18 protein-coding genes are annotated in these 22,332 nt (G+C 56.9%); 13 read left to right on the forward strand and 5 right to left on the reverse strand.

What is annotated here, in order from left to right; genetic code table 11:
* Positions 1-101 precede the first annotated feature (101 nt).
* The 9 genes from ACHZB8_RS12995 (at position 102) to ACHZB8_RS13035 (ending at position 10,119) form a co-directional block, all read left to right on the forward strand.
* Positions 102-878: a glucose 1-dehydrogenase gene (locus tag ACHZB8_RS12995; protein WP_316860932.1), complete on the forward strand. Its 777-nt coding sequence runs from the start codon at positions 102-104 to the stop codon at positions 876-878.
* A 119-nt stretch (positions 879-997) separates the two neighbouring features.
* Positions 998-2,122: an ABC transporter ATP-binding protein gene (locus tag ACHZB8_RS13000; RefSeq protein WP_316860933.1), complete on the forward strand. Its 1,125-nt coding sequence runs from the start codon at positions 998-1,000 to the stop codon at positions 2,120-2,122.
* 49 nt (positions 2,123-2,171) lie between these two features.
* On the forward strand, positions 2,172-3,278 hold the full coding sequence (locus ACHZB8_RS13005) for a PotD/PotF family extracellular solute-binding protein (RefSeq protein WP_394706194.1): 1,107 nt from the start codon (positions 2,172-2,174) through the stop codon (positions 3,276-3,278).
* A gap of 188 nt (positions 3,279-3,466) precedes the next feature.
* Positions 3,467-4,423 carry an ABC transporter permease gene (locus ACHZB8_RS13010; protein WP_316860934.1) on the forward strand — a complete coding sequence of 319 codons (957 nt, stop codon included), beginning with the start codon at positions 3,467-3,469 and terminating at the stop codon, positions 4,421-4,423.
* Positions 4,423-5,217, forward strand: a complete 795-nt coding sequence (locus ACHZB8_RS13015) for an ABC transporter permease (RefSeq protein ID WP_316860935.1) — start codon at positions 4,423-4,425, stop codon at positions 5,215-5,217. The genes ACHZB8_RS13010 and ACHZB8_RS13015 overlap by 1 nt, the downstream gene beginning before the upstream one ends.
* A gap of 42 nt (positions 5,218-5,259) precedes the next feature.
* Positions 5,260-6,585: a histidinol dehydrogenase gene (hisD, locus tag ACHZB8_RS13020; protein ID WP_316860936.1), complete on the forward strand. Its 1,326-nt coding sequence runs from the start codon at positions 5,260-5,262 to the stop codon at positions 6,583-6,585.
* A gap of 9 nt (positions 6,586-6,594) precedes the next feature.
* Positions 6,595-7,593: an alcohol dehydrogenase catalytic domain-containing protein gene (locus tag ACHZB8_RS13025; RefSeq protein WP_316860938.1), complete on the forward strand. Its 999-nt coding sequence runs from the start codon at positions 6,595-6,597 to the stop codon at positions 7,591-7,593.
* A gap of 13 nt (positions 7,594-7,606) precedes the next feature.
* The gene (locus ACHZB8_RS13030) at positions 7,607-8,902 is read left to right on the forward strand and encodes a hypothetical protein (protein WP_316860939.1); all 1,296 of its coding nucleotides are present in this window, start codon (positions 7,607-7,609) and stop codon (positions 8,900-8,902) included.
* Between the two features lie 53 nt (positions 8,903-8,955).
* A complete protein-coding gene (locus tag ACHZB8_RS13035; RefSeq protein WP_316860940.1) occupies positions 8,956-10,119 on the forward strand; it encodes an alpha-hydroxy acid oxidase in 1,164 nt (387 codons plus the stop codon).
* A gap of 12 nt (positions 10,120-10,131) precedes the next feature.
* Here ACHZB8_RS13035 and ACHZB8_RS13040 read toward each other — a convergent pair whose 3' ends face one another.
* Positions 10,132-10,833 carry a GntR family transcriptional regulator gene (locus ACHZB8_RS13040; RefSeq protein ID WP_316860941.1) on the reverse strand — a complete coding sequence of 234 codons (702 nt, stop codon included), beginning with the start codon at positions 10,831-10,833 and terminating at the stop codon, positions 10,132-10,134.
* A complete protein-coding gene (locus ACHZB8_RS13045) occupies positions 10,830-12,209 on the reverse strand; it encodes a formimidoylglutamate deiminase (protein WP_394706195.1) in 1,380 nt (459 codons plus the stop codon). Before ACHZB8_RS13045 ends, ACHZB8_RS13040 begins: the two co-directional genes overlap by 4 nt.
* A 175-nt stretch (positions 12,210-12,384) precedes the next feature.
* Between ACHZB8_RS13045 and hutI the strand changes: the two genes are divergently transcribed.
* Genes hutI through hutU form a run of 4 tightly spaced genes read left to right on the forward strand, consistent with a single transcriptional unit; the run spans position 12,385 to position 17,595 of the window.
* Positions 12,385-13,560 carry an imidazolonepropionase gene (gene hutI / locus ACHZB8_RS13050; protein ID WP_316861040.1) on the forward strand — a complete coding sequence of 392 codons (1,176 nt, stop codon included), beginning with the start codon at positions 12,385-12,387 and terminating at the stop codon, positions 13,558-13,560.
* On the forward strand, positions 13,548-15,089 hold the full coding sequence (gene hutH / locus ACHZB8_RS13055) for a histidine ammonia-lyase (protein ID WP_316860944.1): 1,542 nt from the start codon (positions 13,548-13,550) through the stop codon (positions 15,087-15,089). The genes hutI and hutH overlap by 13 nt, the downstream gene beginning before the upstream one ends.
* A gap of 2 nt (positions 15,090-15,091) precedes the next feature.
* Positions 15,092-15,910: an N-formylglutamate deformylase gene (gene hutG / locus ACHZB8_RS13060; protein ID WP_316860945.1), complete on the forward strand. Its 819-nt coding sequence runs from the start codon at positions 15,092-15,094 to the stop codon at positions 15,908-15,910.
* A gap of 11 nt (positions 15,911-15,921) precedes the next feature.
* Positions 15,922-17,595, forward strand: coding sequence for a urocanate hydratase (gene hutU / locus ACHZB8_RS13065; protein ID WP_316860946.1), 1,674 nt, complete (start codon positions 15,922-15,924; stop codon positions 17,593-17,595).
* Positions 17,596-17,760: 165 nt separating this feature from the next.
* On the opposite strand, the gene ACHZB8_RS13070 is transcribed toward hutU, so the two are convergent.
* The 3 genes from ACHZB8_RS13070 to ACHZB8_RS13080 form a co-directional block, all read right to left on the reverse strand.
* Positions 17,761-19,419, reverse strand: a complete 1,659-nt coding sequence (locus tag ACHZB8_RS13070; RefSeq protein WP_316860948.1) for a GMC family oxidoreductase — start codon at positions 19,417-19,419, stop codon at positions 17,761-17,763.
* Between the two features lie 29 nt (positions 19,420-19,448).
* Positions 19,449-20,504, reverse strand: coding sequence for a sugar phosphate isomerase/epimerase (locus ACHZB8_RS13075; RefSeq protein WP_316860949.1), 1,056 nt, complete (start codon positions 20,502-20,504; stop codon positions 19,449-19,451).
* Positions 20,505-20,667: 163 nt separating this feature from the next.
* Positions 20,668-21,792, reverse strand: a complete 1,125-nt coding sequence (locus ACHZB8_RS13080; protein WP_316860950.1) for a Gfo/Idh/MocA family oxidoreductase — start codon at positions 21,790-21,792, stop codon at positions 20,668-20,670.
* Positions 21,793-22,332 lie beyond the last annotated feature (540 nt).

Consider the following 22,332-nt stretch of genomic DNA (forward strand, 5'->3'; position numbering starts at 1 on the left):
AATGCCTTTCCGAAATGTGGAACCTATGATACTCGCGACAGTATAATGTATATACATAAAGATCAATCACCTTCGAATTCTTGTCACAACGGGAGATAAAAATGAACAAGCTGTCCCAAACCAATATTGATGGTCTTTTTTCACTTGCACAAAGACGCGCCCTTGTGACGGGGGCCAGCCGGGGGATCGGACAAGCTCTGGCAGTGGCGCTGGCCAAGGCCGGTGCGGATCTTGTCATCACGGCGCGATCACAAAACAGCCTTTCCGAGACCGCAGACCTGATCAGTGCCGAAGGGCGCGAGGTCAACTGCATCGCCTGCGATCAACAGAATGTGGACCAGATCCGGCACGAGATCGGATCACTCGGCGAGCTTGATATCCTGATCAACAATGCAGGTGTGGAAGACGTCTGCCCTGCCAAGGATATCGAAGAGGCGCTTTGGGACAAGATTCTGGACACAAACCTGAAAGGGGCCTTCTTCACCGCCCAGGCGGCTGCCAAATTGATGGGATCGAGTAAAAACGGCTCAATCATCAATCTGGCCTCGCTCACCTCTTTCGTGGGCATTCCGACCGCCGTACCCTATGGCTCTTCCAAATCCGGCATTGTGGGCATGACCCGTGCACTCGCGACCGAATGGGCGCCGGAAGGAATCCGGGTCAATGCCATCGCGCCGGGTTATTTCCGAACCGAGATGACGGAAGTTTTCTATCAGAATGAAGACTGGGTCACATCCATGCAGGAAAAGATCCCATTGGGGCGTTTCGGACAGCTTGAAGATTTGGTAGGTGTTGCGCTATTCTTGGCCTCCGATGCCTCAAAATACATCACAGGTCAAATTATAGGCATTGATGGCGGCTATTTGGCAGCAATTTGAGCAAGGACTGAGGTCCATTCTGTTTCGGCAGGCTAGTAATTAGTATATACATATTACAAAAAGTCTGGAGCATGAGACGGCCTTTTCGCTCGCTGAAATGATAAGAATGAGGTTCTGGAATGAATAAAACAAAACAGCAGGCTGCCGGTGGGACAGATGCGGAAATTGCCGTGAGCGCACGCAATGTCACCATGGATTTCGGAGCGCCCATCCCTGCTGTCGACAATGCCTCATTTGATGTCGAGAAAGGAAGCTTCCTTACCATTCTCGGCCCGTCCGGGTCTGGCAAGACAACCCTGCTTCGGATGATCGCCGGCTTTCAGACCCCGACCAGCGGAACCATCACCATAGGCGGGAAGCCGGTTGATGCTGCGCCTGCCCATCGGCGCTCGGTTGGCATGGTGTTTCAGAAGCTGGCCCTGTTTCCCCATATGACAGCGGCGGAGAATGTCGCCTTTCCGCTCAAGATGCGCCGGGTCAACCCTGCCGATATTCCCGGCAAGGTCGAGACCTTTCTCAATCTGGTCAAGCTGGACGGATATGCCGATCGCAGGCCGCATGAATTGTCCGGTGGCCAGCAGCAGCGCGTTGCCATTGCCCGCGCCCTCGTTTTCGAGCCGGAACTGCTGCTGCTTGATGAGCCGCTCGCGGCGCTTGACAGAAAGCTGCGCGAGGAAATGCAGCTCGAATTCCGCCGCATCCAGAAGGAACTGGGCGTGACCACCATCAATGTCACCCACGACCAGAGGGAGGCTCTGGTCGTTTCCGACGATATCATCGTCATGGATAATGGCAAGATCCAGCAACATGCCAAGCCGGTCGGTCTTTACCGGGCTCCGAACAATCTGTTCGTGGCGGGCTTCATCGGCATTTCGACCTTCATGGATGGCGTCGCCACCAACGAGGGGATCAAGATTGGCAATGACATGTTGATTGGCACCCTGACAAAGGGCGTCAAGGCGGGCGAAACGGCGCGGGGCGCTGTTCGGGCCGAGCAAATTCGCATTGCGCCAAGCTCCGATGCACTCGGCTCTCTGGACATGATGCTGGAGGGTCAGGTCGAGGATGTGATTTTCGAAGGCGAAAGGCTGACATATGTGGTTGCGAGTGATCGCCTACCGGATGTCAAGTTCCAGATCTATCATCATGATCCGCATGAGTTCGACTTGTTCGAGCCGGGCGCAGCGGTCAGCTTTGGATGGAATGGCAGGGACATGAAAGTCTTCCCTTGCCACCCCCAATAACAAAAACAAGACGGCAACATAGTTCAGACAACGACAGGAGAACAGCAATATGGTGAATTTCAAGAAAGGTCTATCACGGCGTTCGGTTTTGCGCGCCGGTGTCGCAGGCGGTGGCGTTGCCTTGCTGAGCAGCATGCCAGCAGGTCGCCTTCTGGCTGCCGAGCCGGAAAAACCAGCTGAAATCATCGTTCGCGCTTGGGGCGGCGAATGGGTTGAAGCCCTGAAAGCGGGTGTTTCCGATCCCTTCACCAAAATGACAGGCATTGCTGTCCGCCATGACCTGACAGAGGACAACGAAATCCAGCCAAAAGTCTGGGCCGCAGTCGCTCAGAAGCGCGTTCCTCCCATTCACGTCAACTGGGACACCACCACCAACGCCACCAAGTCTGCCCTGCGCGGCGTAACTGAAGACCTTACCGGCCTTGCCAACCTTGCCAATACCACGGATCTTGCCAAGCCGGTCGGCGTTGACGGCTATCCGATCGTCAACACCTACGGCTATGTCTATGTTCTGGCCTATCGTCCGGAAGCCTTCCCTGACGGTGCTCCGACGTCCTGGAAAGCTCTGCTGGATCCGAAATTCAAGGGCCGCATCGCGCTCTATAACGATGGCATCGGCTTCCACTTCCCGGCACAGGTTGCCGGTGGCGGCAAGCTCGAAGACATTCCGGGCAACATGGATGCCTGCTGGGATTTCGTGAAGCAGATCAAGGCTCAGGATCCGCTGCTCGGCGAAGATCCGGACTTCACCACCTGGTTCCAGAATGGTGAAATCGATGCGGCCTGCACCATCTCCACCAACGCTCTGGCCGCCAAGAAAAACGGCATCGACATCGCCTGGACCGTTCCTGAGGAAGGCTGCAAGTTCGACACCGATGGCCTCTGGATTCCAAAAGGTCTGCCGGAAAACGAACTTTACTGGGCCAAACAATATATCAATTTCGCCATTTCCAAGGACGCTCAGCAGATCTGGTGCAACGGCCTTGGCCTGCCTGGCGTCGTTCCAGGCCTGACGCCTCCTGCCGATCTGGTCGGTGATCCATCCTATCCGACCAAACCGGAAGATTTCGAAAACCTGATCCGTGTTTCCAACAAGGTTCAGGTCGAGAATGAAAGCGAGTGGTTCTCCAAATTCAAGGAAATCATGCAGGGCTGATCCTGACATGACACTCATGGCCACGCCTTCAGGCCAAACGGATTGAAGGCGTGGCTTTCTCGCGGAGATCATGTCTCAGCCAATATGGGAATCGGCGGACAATCCTTCTGTCTTTCTGTCCTTGAACGCTGCTCGCCCGCCGGACCCTGATCTCCCCTAACAGCGCACGCATCACGAGACCGCCTTTCATGAATAATAGCCTTGCTGACAAAACCCGTTTTCGCTATCCGATGCGCTGGCGGATCATGGACAGCCTGGAGGAAGGGGCCAATATCATGTGGCCCAAATCCATGAGCCGTCATACCGGATGGCTACTGCTTGCTCCGGCCCTGTTGCTGGTTGGTATTCTGGTCATCGGTCTTGTTCAGATCGGCGATGCCTCCTTTCGCACGCTTGATACGTCGACCTATCTGTTGTCCGAAAACTATACGGGTGCAAACTATCAGACCATCTGGGATAGCAGCACCTATGCAAGGATCATCTGGCGCTCTCTGTTCGGGGCGTTCCTGACCGTTGTCTTCACCCTTCTGCTCGCCTTCCCCTACAGCTATATTCTTGTGCGCACGCCTTCGGCCATGGTGCGCAAGACCTTGCTGATCATCCTGTTCCTGCCCTTCTTCATCGGGCAGGTGGTGCGTGCCTATGGCTGGCTGATCATTCTGGGCAATTCGGGGGTCGTCAATGACATGCTCGGCCTGGTCGGCGTTGAGCCAATAAGGCTGCTGTTCAATTTCCCTGCGGTCATTTTTGGACTTGTACAATATATGCTGCCCTTTGCAGTGTTGCTGCTGGCGCCTGCGCTTACCGCCATTCCGCAGGAAATCGAGACTGCGGCCGGATCGCTGGGGGCAAACTGGCGCCAGACCCTGTGGCATGTCATCCTGCCGATGGCCAAGCCTGGCCTGATTGGCGCAGCTCTCGTTGTCGCGACCCTGTCTCTGACGGATTTCGCCATGCCCGCCATGCTCGGCGGCGGCAGTCAGGATTTCATTGCCAACGCCATCTATGACCAGTTTTTCAGAACCGCCAATCAGGGGCTGGGGTCAGCTCTTGCGCTGGTACTGGTGGGCATAGGTTCACTGATGGTTGGTCTGGTCTTCGTGGTGTTTGGCGCGGGCACGCTTGGTATGGGAGCGAAGAAATAATGCCCAGATCGCAAAAAATCATCTTCTGGTCGCTGGTTGCCATCTCCGTCATCACGCTGTCCTTGCCGACGATCATCGTCATTGGTGCGTCGGTGACCTCCGGCAATATCATTTCCTTCCCCCCCGAAGGCTTTTCCCTCAAATGGTATGAAAAGATCGCCATGGCGCGCGATCTGCGTCTGGCACTCTGGCGTTCGCTGATCGTCTCGACCGTATGCGTACTGGTTTCGCTTCCCATCGGCACGCTCGCCGGGCTGGCGCTAACGCGCTATCGGCTCAAATTCACCAACATGATCAATGTCTATCTGCTGTTGCCCTTTACCGTGCCGTTGATCGGGTCGGGCATCGGCATGATGCTGGTCTTCGGCGAATGGGGCATATTGGGCAATGTCTGGCCGGTCGGAGTGGCCTGCGCGGTGATCAATATCCCCTTCATCATCTGGTCGGTCTCGTCTTCGGCGGCGGTGCTCGACCGGGATCTTGAACTGGCAGCGGAGAATTGCGGCGCGGGTCGGCTGGAAACCTTCTGGTATGTCACCCTGCCTGCCGTGATGCCCGGTGTCATCACCGGCGGTCTTTTGATGTTCGTTCTGGCGATGACCGAATTTCTGGTCAGTCTGTTGCTGACCGATGCGCGCACGGTGACGCTGCCGGTGCAGATCTACAACAATATCCGCTCCATCATCACGCCGGATCTGGCGGCCGTTTCGGTGGTCTTCGTGCTGATTGCTCTCATCGCTGTCTGGCTGCTTGATCGCCTCGTGGGACTGGAAATTTTTCTCAAATCAAAATGACATCTCGATGCGCCCCCGCGCGGCGCTTGAAAGGATAGATACATGACTGACGTGACCTACAAGGTACTGAGCGAGTTGTCCGCTCAGGAACGCGCCGATCTGGTAAAACGCTCTGAAACCGATTTGTCCTTCTTCCTGGAGAAGGTTGGACCGATCATCGAAGAGGTGAAAGCCGATGGAGACGCGGCCCTGGTGCGCTTCGGCACTGACTTCGACAAGGCCAGGGGTCTGACGGTTGATAATCTCAAGGCTACCGAAGCCGACTTTGACGAAGCCTTCGATCTGGTCGAGGATGATGTGATCGAGGCGATCCGCTTCGGCATCGACAATATTCGCCGTTTTCATGAGGAACAGGCACCCGAGCCGATGTGGCTCAAGGAAATGCATCCCGGTGCCTTTGCCGGTGACCGTTTCACGCCCATTTCCTCGGTTGCCCTTTATGTGCCACGCGGCAAGGGCTCCTTCCCCTCTGTCACCATGATGACCGCGACGCCGGGCGTTGTTGCCAAGGTGCCAAATCTTGCGATTTTCACCCCTCCGGGACCGGATGGCAAAGTGGATGCCGCAACGCTGGTTGCCGCTCGCACGGCCGGGGTTGAAACCGTTTACAAGGCCGGTGGTGCGCAGGCCGTAGCTGCTGCGGCTTTCGGCACGGAAACCGTCAAGCCTTGCAAGAAAATCGTTGGACCGGGCAGCCCTTGGGTGGTTGCGGCCAAACGCCTGCTTGCCGGTGTCATTGATCCGGGTCTTCCGGCTGGTCCTTCCGAGGTTGTCATTCTGGCTGACGATACCATCGATGGCGGGCTTGCCGCGATGGATCTGCTGATCGAGGCAGAACATGGACCGGACAGCTCGGCCTGGCTCGTCACCTCGTCGGAACGGGTGGCAAAAGAAGCGCTCGCAGCCCTGCCGAAACACTGGGCCAACATGACCGAACAGCGGATCGAATTTTCCAAAACCGTGCTGACGGGCCCATCTGGCGGGATCGTCGTTGCCCGCGACATGGATGATGCCTGTGCCTTCGTCAATGAATATGGCCCGGAACATCTGGAAATCATGTCGACCAAGCCGTTCGAGTATCTGGGCATGATCACCGAGGCGGCTGAAATCCTTTTGGGCACCCACACGCCGGTCACGATTGCCAACTTCGCTCTCGGCCCGAATGCGGTGTTGCCAACATCAATGGGCGCGAACACCTGGGGTCCATTGTCGGTGACCGATTTCATGCGTCGCAGCTCAATCGGTTATGTCACGCCGAAGGGCTATCCGCCTCTGGCCAAGAATGCCAAGATCCTTGCCGACTATGAGGGCTTCTCTTCCCACGCCAACGCGGTCAGCGAGCTGCGGCAGGCCTATTTCAAGGACTAGGGGCAAATCATGAAAGCTGTCCGTTTGCATGCCAAGCAAGATCTGAGGGTCGAGGATGTTGCCTTGCCCCTGCCCCCGAAGGTCGACGAGGTCACCCTTGCGGTGACCTATGCCGGGATTTGCGGCTCGGATCTTCATAATTTCCGTACCGGGGAATGGATCACCCGCGCTCCGTCCGTCGCCGGTCATGAGTTGACCGGCATCATCGAAGCGATTGGAGATGATGTTTCGCATGTGGCGGTCGGCGACAAGGTGATCGTTGACAGTCGCCACATATGCGGGGTCTGTCGCAATTGCCAGGATGGTCTGGGGCAGGTTTGCGAAAAACTGGGCTTTATCGGCGAGGTGATCGATGGCGGCTTTGCCGAAGCGGTCACCCTGCCCGCGCGCAATGTGCTGAAGGCTCCGGACGGCGTGCCGGATCGTCATCTTGCCCTTGCAGAACCGATTGCGGTGGCGCTTCATACGCTCAACCGGCTGGCGGCACCTTGCAATGCGGAAATCGTGGTTGCCGGTTGCGGCCCGATTGGTGGCCTCGTCGCCTTGCTCGCCTCGCAAAGTGGGCACAAGGTGGCCGTCATCGACCGCAATGAGGCACGCGCCAAACTGGTTTGCGAGATGACCGGCGGACGCATTCTCGATCTTGAGAGCGATTGGGGCGAGAGAGCGCCGCGTCATGGGGTAGATGCCACCGGTTCACCCTTTGTCATTGGCCGTCTCGTAGACAAAATCGCTCCGGGCGGGGCCATCGCGCTGGTCGGAATCGGCCATGGCACGCTTGAGGTCAACCCGATCCAACTGGTGGAGAAAGAAACCGCCCTCATCGGCTGCCATGCCTTTGGGGGTGAGTTGGAGACCCTTGTCGATCTGCTGCCGCGCCTTACGGACAAGCTGGACGCTGTGATCGCCGAAGAGATCACGCTTGATGCAGTGCCAGATGCCTATCAGCGCCATCTGGATGGCAAAGTCGACGGCCTTAAAACAATCATGAGATGCCAGCAAGGCTAAAGGACGCCGTACAATGACAAGCCAACCCTCCCGCACAGCTGAAATCCGGGCGCTAGCCCGAAGTGATATTGGCGCAGCTCAAACCAGGCTTGCGGCGTTGCTGGGTGAGCTGTTCGGGTTGAGCGTCGAAAGCTTGAAGATCAATCTCGATCAATATTCGCTCAATTCCCTCAATGGTTTCTTCTCCGCAAACGGAGAGGACTATTTCTTCAAATTCCATCAGGAGGAAGGCGAGGAAGCCATGCGCGGTGAATATTATCGGGCTGATATTCTGGCCCGAGCCGGTCTGCCGGTGGATCAGCCGATCCATATGTCGACGCTTCCCGGCGAGCAGGTACTGGTCTATCGGCGGCGCTCTGATCCACGCTTTTCCGACCTGCTTTATGGGCTGGATGACAGCCGCGATGTGAGCGCCATCAAGCGCGCTCTGGCAGCAGAGGCGGAGCTCAATGATCAGTTGCTCGACGTCGCCAAAGCCTCCTTGCATCCCATTACCCCCGAGCAATCACGAGCCGAGCCGATCCATCGGCTGTTTCATGAACGCCTGATTGACCCGGCAAGCGGCACCTTTCCCGGCGGACGCTATCGGCGCTTTTATGTCGGCAAGCGCTTTGCTTTCCCTGATGGGGTGAGCCTTGACTGGAAGGATCTTTCAACCGCGCAACCGGTGATCAACGGGATTGCCCATCAGCGCAGCCTTGAAGACATGTTCACGCTCGCCCATGCCCGCTATGCGCCTTCGGCCCTCGCCGATGCAGGCGGTATCGTCGCCCATGGGGACGCGCACAATGCCAATGTCTGGTATGAGCGCGGAGAAGACAAAGACAAGCTTGCCTTTTTCGATCCGGCCTTTGCCGGCAATGACGTGCCCTCGCTTCTGGCGGAGGTCAAATCGACCTTTCACAATATCTTTGCCCACCCGTTGTGGCTTTACAGTGCGGACCTTGCAAAAGATCGCTTCACGGCATCCGTGCGACTTGAGGGCGGACAGCTGCTGATCGATACCGATTGGCAGCCCTCGCCGGTCAGAAAGCAATTGCTGGCGATCAAGGCCGAGCATTTCTGGAAACCCTGGATTGCCCATCTTGCCAAATCGGGATTGCTGCCTGACGACTGGGAGGATGTGATCCGGATCGGGCTGTTCCTCTCGCCAACACTGGTGATGAATCTCAATGCCGGTGAGGGAGCGGATTTGCATAACCCGGTTTCCTCGGCCATCGGGCTCGGGGTTGCCCTTTCCGTGGGCTCGCGCCCGATCAATGGAGAGGATATCCTCTCCACCTTCTTCTCAACGATCTCCCCGGATTGAGCGCCCTAATCGAGCGCTCGTCCGCTGTTTCAAATTTCAGGAAACTCAACATCATGGATTTTAATCGCCGGTATCTCAATGTCGATGATTTCCGCTTAGCGGCGCGACGCCGTTTGCCGAAAATTTTCGCCGACTATGTTGATGGCGGGGCCTTTTCGGAGACCACACTGGCACGCAACAGCGATGACTTTGCCAGAATTGCCCTGCGGCAGCGGGTTCTGACAACGCTTGACGAGACCCCGGACATCCATGTCGATTTGGCAGGCGAAGCGCATGCGCTGCCCTTTGGCCCCGGCCCGGTCGGCTATCAGGGGCTTTATCGGCGTGGTGGCGACATCGCGATTGCCAAGGCCGCAGCCAAGGCAGGCGTGCCATTTGTGCTATCCACCTTTTCCATCGCAGGACCTGAGACGATCGCCAAAAAGGCGGGCGTCGCGCCACAATTCCAGCTTTATCTTGATATCGACCCGGAGGTGAATGCCTCCTATCTGGAGCAATGCCGCAAGGCCGGGGTGACGACCCTGTTCCTGACGGTCGATACTGCCATCACCTCGGTGCGCGAGAAGGATGTACGCAACGGCTTCCGCTCGGTCGAGCACATCACGCCGCATCTGGCCATGCAATTTGCCACCCGCCCCGGCTGGACCCTCGACATGGCCATGGGGCCCTTCCCGGAAGTGGAAATCATCAAGGGTCAAAGTGGCTTTGGCAAAGGAGCGCTTGCCCAGTCCGGAGCGCTGGCTCGCCGACTTGACAAGACTCTCACCTGGGACACGGTGCGCGCCTTGCGCAAGGCCTGGGATGGCAAGCTCATCATCAAGGGCATTTCGGATGCGCAGGATGCGGCCATGGCAGCAGGCGAAGACATCGACGGCATTGTGCTGTCGAACCATGGCGGGCGCCAGCTCGATCATGGTCTGTCGACCATTTCGCTCGTCCCGGCCATTCGCGAGGCGCTGGGACCGGACAAATTATTCTATGTCGATAGCGGTTTCCGTCGTGGCAGTGATGTGGTCAAGGCGATAGCGCTCGGTGCCGATTTCGTGTTGATGGGTCGCCCCTTCACTTGGGCAGTGACCGCAGAAGGCGAACGGGGCGTGAGCAAGCTGTTTGAGCTGCTCAAGACCGAGGTGGAAACGACGCTTCAGCTGATGGGGCTCTCGAGCCTTGAAGAATTGAAGCAGGAAGGCGACAAGCTGCTGAAATTCATCGATTAAGGCTTGTCAGATCTATGTGCTGGCTCGCATGCGATAGCCCGGCTTGTAAACAAGGCGGACATGGGTGATATGCTGATCCTCGCACCATGTGCTGCGCTCGGTTGCAAACAGCGCTTCACCCTCGGCAATACCAAAAGCATGGGCCAGCTTCTGATCTGACTTGAGGGCAAAAAAGCTCATTTCACCGCCAGTATAGGGCGCGTTCTGCAACAGCCATTCATTGACGCTGATCGCCTCATGATCCATGTCGCCAAGGGTTGGCACTGCCTCAAGGCTGGTATAGCGCTCTTCGAAAATGAAGGGTTGGTTATCCGAGAAATGGATCGTCTCGGTGTAGAGCAGTGGCGTGTCATCAGCGACGCGGAAAGCCCCGGCGAGAAAGGTCGGGCGGTGCCTTTGCTCGGCTGTCAAAAGGGAATGGCGATAGCTTGCCCCCGATGATTCCACTTCCTCGCGAATGACGGGAATGGAAAAAACCGCCTTGTGGGCAGGATTGAGCGCAACCCGCGTTCCAGCCTTGCGCTTGCGGATGACAATGCCTTCGCTGGCCAATTCCCGCAAGGCGCGGTTGACTGTCGTACGGCCACATTCAAACTCGATCGCAAGATCGGTCTCGTTGGGGATCATGTCTCCGGGCTGCCAGTCGCGCTCATTGATGCGCCTGACGATTTCATCGCGGATCAAACGCCAGCTATTTGCTTCCCTTTTGGTCAAAATGACTGCCTCAGTTTCTTCATGACCGTCCCATAACGCGCACGGATGGCTCCGCCATCAACATGCCGACCATCCTTGACGAGATGGCGACCTGCGGACCAGACATCGCTAATGAGCCTGTCATCGGCGGCAAAGACGAAAATGTCAAGGATTTCATCGCCATGAACCCCATCAAGCGCCATCAAATCCCCATCAAGCGCCATGAGATCGGCCCAGTTGCCCACCTTGATCGCACCAGCATCGCGCCCGGCTGCCTGCGCCCCTCCTGCAAGCATGGCATCAAACAGCACACGCGCGGTTGAATGCTCCGGTGTCGCTACGCTGGCGCGGCATTTGTCCCTGAGGCGCTGGGAATATTCAAGGGAGCGCAATTCCTCGCTGAGCGAAATGCGAATGTTGGAATCAGACCCGATCCCGAGCCGGCCACCAGCAGCAAGATAGCGGACCCCGTTGAAAATGCCGTCCCCCAAACTCGCCTCCGTGATCGGGCAAAGGCCAGCAACGGCTCCCGTTGCGGCGAGACGGTCGGTTTCGGCATCGGTCATCTGGGTGCAATGGATGAGGCACCAGCGCGGATCAACCTCATGGCTATCAAGCAACCAATTGACCGGACGTTTGCCCCAGGCGGCCTCCACTTCCTCGACTTCTTTCACCTGTTCGGCCAGATGCATGTGAAGCGGGCCATCCCCTGCCAGAGTGATGGCTTCTTTCAGTGCTTCCTGAGAGACCGCGCGCAAGGAATGGGGCGCAACGCCCAGCTTCGTATCCTTCGGCAAATGGGCGAGAAGTGAGTGAGCCCCCTCATGCAGTCGCTCGAAGCGATCAAAGTCATTGCCAAAACGGATCTGACCGTTGCCAAGCGGGCGCTTGTCGCAACCGCCATATTGATAAAGCACCGGGAGAAGCGTCAGGCCAATGCCACTTTGCGCGGTTGCCGCGCCGATGCGATGGGACAGCTCGGCCAAATTATCATAGGGCACACCATCCGGCTGATGGTGCACATAGTGGAATTCGACATTGCAGGCGTAACCGGCTTCAAGCATTTCCATTTGAACGAAAGCGGCAATGGCTTCGATATCGTCCGGGCTCAGAATATCGAGAAAGCGATACATGATCTGTCGCCACGTCCAGAAGGTGTCGAGCGGCTCCGGTCCGCGTCGCTCACTCATGCCTGCCATGGCCCGCTGGAAGGCATGGGAATGCAGATTGCTCGGAGCAGGCAGAAGCACCGTGGCGCGATGATCAATGTCGCCACCAGATGAGTCGGGTGGGCAATTGGTTGCCACGGTCTCGATTCGTCCATCCTGATCAACGGTGATCAGGACATCGCGTTGCCACTCATCCATTACCAGCGCTTTTTCCGCATAGATCTTCATCAAATGCCTGCCTCATTTACTCTGGTCAATGCCGTCTTTTTGATCAGCATGACGGGCTCTGTCGCGTTGACAGCAAAATTATTATGTGCATACTTAATCACATAAAACGCGATTTAATCAAGTCAGGAACAGCTCTGTGACGCAATTCGTGCTGAAAAATGCCAATCTGGCGACAATGATCCCCGATAGTGGCTCCTATGGGCTCATTGAGGGCGGCGCTTTGGCCATCAAGGACGGGATGATTTCCTATTGTGGCACAGCGGATTCGTTGCCTTCGGATTTTGCCGACTGGACCGTCACGGATCTTGGCGGTGGATTGGTGACCCCGGCCCTCATTGATTGTCACACCCATGTGGTCTTTGGCGGCGATCGAGCGCGGGAATTCGAAATGCGCCTCGAAGGGGCGAGCTATGAAGAGATCGCCCGCGCCGGTGGCGGTATCAATTCCACTGTGCAGGCCACCCGCAAAGCCAGCGAAGAAGACTTGCTGAAAAGCGCCTTGCTGCGGGTTGATACGCTGATCGGTGAAGGCGTGTCCACACTCGAAATCAAGTCCGGTTATGGCCTTGAAATCGAGAGTGAATTGAAAATACTCCGGGTGGCCCGCCGTATCGCAGCAGACCGCGATATAACGGTGAGGACAAGTTTCCTTGGTGCCCATGCCATACCAGCCAGCTACAAGGGCGAAGCGGGCAAATATCTCGATGAGGTTTGTTTGCCAGCGCTTGAAGCAGCTCACGCCGAAGGGCTGGTCGATGCGGTTGACGGTTTTTGTGAAGGCATAGCCTTTTCACCTGATGAAATAGCCAAAGTGTTTGACAAGGCCAAGGCGCTTGGCCTGTCGGTAAAGCTTCACGCCGAGCAATTGTCCAATCTGGGCGGTGCGGCCCTTGCTGCTTCTTACAAGGCACTGTCGGCAGATCATCTTGAACATCTTGATGAAGCGGGCGTCATGGCGATGGCAAAGGCGGGCACGGTTGCCGTGCTTCTGCCCGGTGCCTTCTACACCCTGCGCGAAACGCAGATGCCACCTATCGAGTTCATGCGCAAACATGGGGTTGCCATCGCGCTTGCAACAGATTGCAATCCGGGCACGTCACCCCTCACCTCTTTGCTGCTGACACTCAACATGGCCGCTACGCTGTTCCGGCTGACGCCTCACGAAGCGCTGGCCGGGGCCACACGCAACGCCGCCAAGGCGCTCGGCCTTGCGGACCGCGGCATGCTGGCCGAGGGGTTACGTGCTGACCTCAATGTCTGGGCAGTCAACCATCCTGCGGAACTGGTCTATCGAATCGGATTCAACCCGCTTTCACAGCGTTATTTTGGAGGCATCCCATGCACACAGTGACCCTTACCCCCGGTGCGGTTACCTTGAAGGAGCTTGAATCCATCTATCGTGAGGGATTGGCGGTTGAGATTGATCGCAGTGCCCGCCCGGCAATTGAGGAAGCTGCCAGACGCGTCCAGCGCGCAGCGTCCGGAACGGATGCGGTTTATGGCGTCAATACAGGGTTTGGCAAGCTGGCTAGTGTCAAGATTGCTCCCGAAGACACTGCGACCCTGCAACGCAATCTCATCCTCTCCCATTGCTGCGGGGTCGGGGAAGAGCTGGATGAGGCGACCGTGCGTCTGATCATGACCCTCAAGCTGCTATCGCTGGCGCGGGGGGCGTCTGGCGTGCGTTGGGACATTCTGCAATTAATCGAGGCCTGTCTTGCAAGAGGCGTCACCCCGGTCATACCGAGTCAGGGTTCGGTTGGAGCCTCTGGCGACCTAGCCCCGCTTGCCCATATGACAGCTGTGTTGATCGGCGAAGGGGAAGCTTTTTACAAAGGCGAACGGTTTGCAGGCAGCGAAGCGCTGAGCCGAGCGGGTCTTGAACCGGTTGCTCTTGGCCCCAAGGAAGGCCTGGGCCTGATTAATGGCACACAGGTCTCCACTGCCTTTGCCCTGGTGGGACTGTTCGGAGCGATGCGCCTTGCCGAGGCCAGTCTTTTGACGGCATCGCTCTCGACCGATGCGATCATGGGCTCAACCGCTCCGTTGCTCCCTGAAATTCACGCCTTGCGCGGGCACCGCGGCCAGATCGACACGGCTCGCGCCATGCGTAATCTGATGGCTGGATCCGAGATCCGGGAGAGCCATCGCGATGGCGATACCCGCGTGCAGGATCCCTATTGCATTCGCTGTCAGCCTCAGGTCGTGGGGGCTTGCGTGGACCTTATCCGCATGGCGGCGGGCACCCTTGAGATCGAGGCCAATGCCGCAACAGACAACCCACTGGTCCTGATCGACGAGGACCGCATTGTCTCGGGTGGCAACTTTCACGCCGAGCCCGTCGCCTTTGCCGCCGACCAGATCGCCCTTGCCCTGTCGGAAATCGGGGCCATTGCCCAACGGCGCGTTGCACTGATGGTCGACCCGACCCTCTCGTTTGATCTGCCGCCGTTCCTTGCCAAAAATCCCGGCCTGAATTCAGGCCTGATGATTGCGGAGGTGACGACGGCGGCCTTGATGAGCGAGAACAAGCATTTGGCCAATCCCTGCTCGACCGATTCAACCCCGACCAGCGCCAATCAGGAAGACCATGTTTCCATGGCGGCTCACGGGGCCAGAAGATTGCGGCAAATGACAGACAATCTTGCCCATATACTGGGTGTTGAGTTGCTTTGCGCCGCCATGGGCATCGACTATCGTGCCCCGCTGAAAACAAGTCCATCATTGCAGAGCGCACTTGCCAGACTGCGCCGGGACATTCCACCACTGGAGGATGATCGCTTCATGGCACCGGATCTGAAAAAGGCGGCTTGCCTGATATCCAGCCGTGCGCTGATCGACGATATTTCTCCCAATCCTCTCATTGCACTGGAGGCATGAAGATGCAGCCTGTCAACGTGACACAAGGGCCAAGTGCTATCATTCTGGCCTTCCCCCATGTAGGGACCTATCTTCCTGATGAGATCAGGGAAAAGCTCAATGACAACGGCAAATTGCTGGCCGATACCGATTGGCATGTTGACCGCCTCTATGCGGGGCTATTGCCTGCGGCAACGCTGGTGCGCGCCAATTTCCACCGCTATGTGATCGACGCCAACCGCGCACCGTCTGACGAGTCTCTCTATCCGGGACAGAATACGACTGGTCTGTGCTCGACCACCGATTTCGATGGCCAGCCGGTCTATCGCGAGGGCATGGAGCCGGATGCTGCGGAGATCGAGGCCCGGCGTCTCTCCTGGCACGCTCCCTATCACGCTGCGCTGGCCGCGGAGATCGAACGGGTCAAGGCCTTTCATGGCTTTGCCATCCTTTATGATTGCCACTCAATCCGCTCCCACATCCCTTATCTGTTTGAAGGCAAGCTGCCGGATTTCAATGTCGGCACCAACGAGGGCAAGAGCTGCAACAAATGCATCGAGAAAACCGTCATAGCCGGTGCATTAGGGGCAGAAGGCTACCGGGCCGTGCTCAATGGACGTTTCAAAGGTGGCTGGACAACCCGGCATTATGGCAACCCGGACGCCCATGTCCATGCAGTGCAGATGGAACTGGCCCAGAGCACTCACCTTTGTGCGGAAGCATCTCCCTTTGATTATGACGAACAGAAGGCCGACATATTGCGCCAGCATCTGAAGGGGATCCTTACCGATCTTGACGAGCTGACGCCCTTTTTGTCTGCCGTAGCCAAGACACTGCCCTGAAGGAGCGAGCCATGGTTGACCCACGCAAGAATGATCGCGACATTTTTCCACCCACCGGCACGGAGCTAAGCGCTAAGTCATGGCTGACCGAAGCCCCCATGCGCATGCTGATGAACAATCTGCATCCGGATGTGGCCGAGCGCCCGCATGAGCTTGTGGTCTATGGCGGAATTGGCCGCGCCGCCCGCACATGGGCCGATTTCGACAAGATCGTCGAGACCCTGAAAAGCCTTGAAGAGACCGAAACTTTGCTGGTTCAGTCCGGCAAGCCGGTTGGTGTTTTCCGCACCCACAAGGATGCCCCGCGCGTTCTCATAGCCAACTCCAATATCGTGCCACACTGGGCCAACTGGGACCATTTCAACGAGCTCGATAAAAAGGGCCTGATGATGTATGGCCAGATGACCGCGGGTTCCTGGATCTATATCGGCGCGCAAGGCATTGTGCAGGGAACCTATGAAACCTTCGCCGAGGCGGGTCGCCAGCATTATGGCGGCGATCTTTCCGGCAAGTGGATTCTCACCGGTGGCCTTGGCGGTATGGGCGGGGCTCAGCCTCTTGCTGCGGTGATGGCGGGGGCCTGTTGCCTTGCGGTCGAGTGCGACGAGAGCCGGATCGATTTCCGCCTGCGCACCCGCTATGTCGATGAGAAGGCCCATACACTGGATGAAGCCCTTGCCATGATCGACAAATGGACCGCCGCAGGCGAAGCCAAGTCCGTCGGCCTGCTGGGCAATGCCGCAGACATCTTCCCCGAACTGGTCAAGCGCGGCGTCAAACCCGATATTGTCACCGACCAAACCTCTGCCCATGATCCGGTGCATGGCTATCTGCCAAAGGGCTGGGACGTTGCAGACTGGCGTGCAAAACAGGAAAGCGATCCCAAGGCTGTCGAAAAGGCTGCGCGTGCCTCGATGCGCGACCATGTGGAAGCGATGGTGGCTTTCCATGACATGGGCATTCCGACCCTTGATTATGGCAACAACATCCGCCAGATGGCATTTGATGAAGGCCTTGAGAATGCCTTTGCCTTCCCCGGCTTTGTACCAGCCTATATCCGCCCTCTGTTCTGCAAGGGTGTCGGGCCGTTCCGCTGGGCAGCGCTCTCCGGCGACCCGGAAGATATCTACAAGACAGACGCCAAGGTCAAGGAACTGATCCCGGACGATCCGCACCTGCATAAATGGCTGGATATGGCCCGCGAACGCATCGCGTTCCAGGGTTTGCCATCCCGCATCTGCTGGGTTGGTCTTGGTCAGAGGCATCGCCTCGGCCTTGCCTTCAATGAAATGGTGCGTACTGGCGAGCTCAAAGCGCCTGTTGTAATTGGCCGCGATCATCTGGACAGCGGCTCGGTCGCTTCGCCCAACCGAGAAACCGAAGCCATGAAAGACGGCTCGGATGCGGTTTCCGACTGGCCTTTGCTCAATGCCATGCTCAATGTTGCCTCTGGGGCGACCTGGGTGTCGCTCCATCACGGTGGCGGCGTCGGTATGGGCTTTTCGCAGCATGCCGGTATGGTCATTTGTTGCGACGGCTCGGAGGATGCGGACACACGGCTCGAAAGAGTGTTGTGGAACGATCCGGCGACAGGCGTCATGCGCCATGCCGACGCAGGCTATGAAAGCGCAATCGCATGCGCCAAAGAGCATAAACTCAACCTGCCCTCGATCCCGACATCGTGAGGGTTTGCCTGTAGCCAGACCAGCCCAGACATGGTCTGGATGTCAAGACCGGCAATCCGGGACTGGCGCCGCAAAGCGAGCCGGATTTGTCAACCCTAGAACCAGGAAGCCCGTGCCGACATGCATGCCGACACGGGCTTTTCGGTTTCGCAACAGGAAAATCGGTCAGTCCATCTCTTTCACAGCATGCTCTACTGCACGCACTGTCAGGGCCATGGTGGTCAGCGTCGGCCCGCACGCGCCATTGCTTACGAAACAGCTCGAGTCGGTGACATAGAGATTTTTCACATCCCAGCTCTGGTTGAACGGGTTGAGAAGGGAATTGCCCGGATCTTCTCCCATGCGAACCCCGCCGCATTCGTGAATGGCTGCCCCTATCGCAAAACTGCGACGGTAGAATGTCCGGAATATGGTTCGTGTCAGCCAGTTCTCTTTGGGCAGCAAATGTTTGGGATCATCAAGACCAAGCAGGCTTGCGGAGAAATCGATATCAAACCCGTTTTCGTCGACCAGCTCGCGGCTCACCTTCATCTGAGTCCGCAGCATGTTCAGCTCATTCTCCGACGGCACGCAACGGATATGAGGGATTGGCACGCCCCAGCCATCCTTGCGCCTGTTGTGCAAGGTCACCCGGTTTTCATATCTGGGCAGCATTTCTCCTTGCCCCATGAAAGCGAACATCGCCGGACCATTGCCCTCAGAGGGAATGCGGCCGATTTCTCCCTGAATGTTGAAACCGCGCGCAAAGTCGGGATGTGTCTGGGCTCCGAGATTCTGAAAGCGGGGAATATAGATCCCGCCCGGATTGGGGGCCAGAATGTCGCCGGTTCCCTCATCGCCCTGCTCCCAACCGGAGGTGCCCGGTACCGTGCCCGATATCAGGCTTGGTGACTGGTCCATGAAATACCGGCCCAGAAGCCCCGAGGAGTTGCCCAGACCATCAGGATGAGACGCGCAGGCCGAATTGAACAGCAAGCGAATGGTTTCAATCGTGGAAGCACACAAAAAGACCAGATCCGCCTTGATGACCTCTTCTCGTCTGGTTCTGGTATCGACACAGGCAACTGCTGTCGCCCGGCCGGTCTTTTCATCGACGATTACTCGCGTTGCCGGAGCATCGGCCTTGATGGTCAAGCGACCGGTGGCCTGAGCGGCAAGAATCGTGGTGGGCACAAATTTCTCGATCGCCTGTGCCGTCATGTAGCGCCAGGGAATGACCTTGCGCTCAGACCAGCGATTTTCGACCTTTGTCTTGAAGTCCTGCTCCATGGAATTGAGCTTGGCGGTCTTGCGATAGCGCCCATCCGGCAGGTTGGGGATACCATTTTCCGCCCCGATGAGCCCCAGAAAGGTCTCGACATGGTCGTAGTAGGGCTTGAGATCCTCGTAGCAGATGGGCCAATTCTCACCCAATCCGTCAATGCTGGCGGCCTTGAAGTCGAAATCGGACATGCGCATCAGGACACGGCCCCAGGTCAGGAACCGACCGCCGAGCTGCTTGCCCCTGATCCAGAGATAGAAGTCCTTGAAGGGATGCGAGTATGGGTGCTTCCAGTCATTCACATAGAGGAAAGAAGCGGCCTGATTGAAAAAGGCCGCTTGCGATTGTATGTGCCTGCCGGAGAGGAAGGTCCGGGCTCGGGAGAAAGGACTGATCCCGTGAGCATCACCCCCATGCTTGAGCTTTTCAAATTCTTCCTGGGAGTGAATGGGACCAGCTTCAAGCAGGAGAACATTGAGCCCCCGCTCTGTCAGTTCCTTGGCGGCAAACCCTCCTGTCGCCCCGGAACCGACCACGATTGCGTCATATTTTTTGTCTGCCATCGTCCTCTCCACCATAGCCCACCTGTCTGTCAGGACAGACCGAGCAATCGTCTGTTGGTTTCGGAATCCGCACCACTGTCGGCAAAATCGTCAAAGGCCTTGTCGGTAACGCGGATCATGTGATCCTTGATGAAAATCGCACCCTCGCGGGCACCGTCTTCGCTGCATTTGAGGCAGTCTTCCCACTCGAGCACGGCCCAGCCATCGAAGTCATATTGCGACAACTTGCTGAAAATGCCGCCGAAATCGACCTGTCCATCACCAAGCGAACGGAATCGACCGGGACGCTCAAGCCAGGAATGATAGCTGCCATAGACGCCGCTTTTGCCGTCGGAATTATATTCGGCATCCTTCACATGGAAGGCCCGGATGCGATCGTGATAGATATCGATGAAGCGCAGATAGTCGAGCTGTTGCAGGATCATGTGGCTCGGGTCATAGAGGATATTGGCGCGCGAATGGCCATCCACTGCGTCAAGGAAACGCTCGAAGGTCGCGCCATCATGCAAATCTTCGCCCGGATGCAATTCATAGCAGACATCCACACCTGCCGCATCGAACGCGTCAAGGATTGGACGCCACAAACGGCCAAGCTCTGCAAAAGCTTCCTCGACAAGGCCCTGCGGGCGCTGCGGCCAAGGGTAGAAATAGGGCCAGGCGAGAGCACCGGAAAAGGAAGCGTGACCCGTGAGGCCGAAATTGGCACTCGCCTTGGCAGCCAGCATCATCTGTTCGATGGCCCATTCCTGACGCGCCTTGCGATTGCCGTGCACAGCGCTTGGAGCGAAGCCGTCGAACAAGTCGTCATAGGCGGGATGAACGGCCACAAGCTGCCCTTGCAAATGGGTTGAAAGCTCTGAAATGACAAGGCCATGGTCGGCCAGCTTACCAGCGATCTCAGCGCAATAGCTTTTGCTCTCGGCCGCTTTTTTCAAATCGAACAACCGCGGATCGAGGGTTGGCACTTGCAAGGCCTTGTAGCCGAGGTCAGCAGCCCATTTTGCAATGCCGTCCAAACTGTTGAATGGGGCTTCGTCGCCAACAAACTGCGCCAGAAACAACCCTGGACCTTTCAAGCTTTTCATTTTTCGCTCCTGTGAGAATTCGGAAATGGTGAGGTTTGTATTTTGTTCTACCAATGGATTTGGAACCATACAAACCCGCAGCCTTAACGAAGGTCAAATATGAATGATCTGATCGCATGCCACGGGGAGGATCCTGACACGCGACCAGATGAAACAGAAAGCTTTAGAACTCTACCGCCTGACCGCTTTCTGATGATTTGTAGATGGCTTCCAGGATCTGGGTCACGATAAAGGCCTGTTCAGGCAGAACCGCCGGTGCCGTATCATTGATGATCGCATCGAACCAGGCTGTTGCTTCGGCATCTCCGACCCGGAACAAGTCTTCGTCAAAGTCTGCCGGGCCGTCGCCACCACCCGGATCAAACGGGGTGACATCGACCAATTCGCCCATTTGCGTCGTGCAATAGACCGCCTTGCCAGATCCATCAACCGGAGATGTCGGGCCTGCAACGCCGTCACCAACCAGTTCGGCACCCGCTTTTGTACCGCACAGGGTGACCTGCGCTTCACGCCATTTCATGACATTGAGAGCCCAGGACGCCTCGATGAAAATGGTCGCGCCATTTTCCATTTTGACCAGACCAAAGGCAGAATCCTCAACCTCGTATGTGTCCGGGTCCCAGGGGCCGAACATGTTGCCTTCAGGATTGTCTTTCAATTTCTGAAAGACCGAGCCCATTACAAGCTTGGGCTTGTAGTTGTCCATGGTCCACAAGGCAATATCAAGGGCATGGGTTCCGATGTCGATCAGAGGTCCTCCGCCCTGCTTTTCCTTGTCCGGGAAAACGCCCCAGGTCGGAACAGCCTTGCGCCGGGTTGCATGTGCCTTTGCGAAATAGACATCACCGAGATAGTCATTGCGGCAGGATTTATATAGATCCTGCACGTCATGCCGGAACCGGTTCTGATAGGCGATCGTCAGTTTCTTGCCGCTTTTTTCCGCAGCATCAAGCATTGCCTGCGCGTCGGCGGCTGTCGCTGCCATAGGCTTTTCGCACATGACATGCTTGCTACCTTCCAGCGCAGCAATCGAGATTTCGGCGTGCGAGTTGTTAGGGGTCAAGACATGAATGGCGTCAATATTGGGATCGGATGTCAGCTCGCGAAAATCTGTGCAGACCTTCGCGCCTTCATCTCCATACATGTCGCAAGCCTTTTGGGCGCGCTCGCGGATGATGTCACAAAATCCGACCAGTTTCACCCTGTGCTTCTGCTTTGCAAGCGCTTTGAAATGCTTCAGATTGGCGATGCCGCCACATCCAACAACCCCGACTTTGATCATACTCATTAAATTCTCCTCTCAAACGCAACCCTGCTCAATACAATAATCTTAAGCAATGATTTGAGACTATTGTTTACGCAAGCGCTTGCATGAATAAGAAAACCATGATTATCGAAAGCTGTCAACTCCACTCTTCAGTTGAAAATGACTTTTACGCTAAAGAAGGGCTAATTATGCCGGGACAAACGATTTTCATGCCGTTTTCTACGCATAAGTCCCGCAGGAGCGTGTGCGGCCACATACCCCAATCCTTCATGCAAATCGCGTGCAAGCGCAAAGCATGGGCTTCTTGCAGGGAAGCAACCTGACGCTTTCGGCGGCGAAAGATGAACAAGGGGTCAAGGCTTCTTCCCAATGCCTTTGCAACAGGATCGGCGTCACGGATGGCGGCAAACCTCTGAACCATCCCGAACACGGATGGCTTGGGGATCCCATGGGAAAAACGGGCCGACCTGCGGCACTGGAGTTGCTGGAATCGCCCATTTTGGGGAAGGAGAGCGCATCGGGGATGCCTTGGGGCCAATGAGCGCCCACAAATACAATGAT

The sequence above is a fragment of the uncultured Cohaesibacter sp. genome, assembly GCF_963556055.3.
In the GTDB taxonomy this organism is placed as follows: Bacteria; Pseudomonadota; Alphaproteobacteria; order Rhizobiales; family Cohaesibacteraceae; genus Cohaesibacter.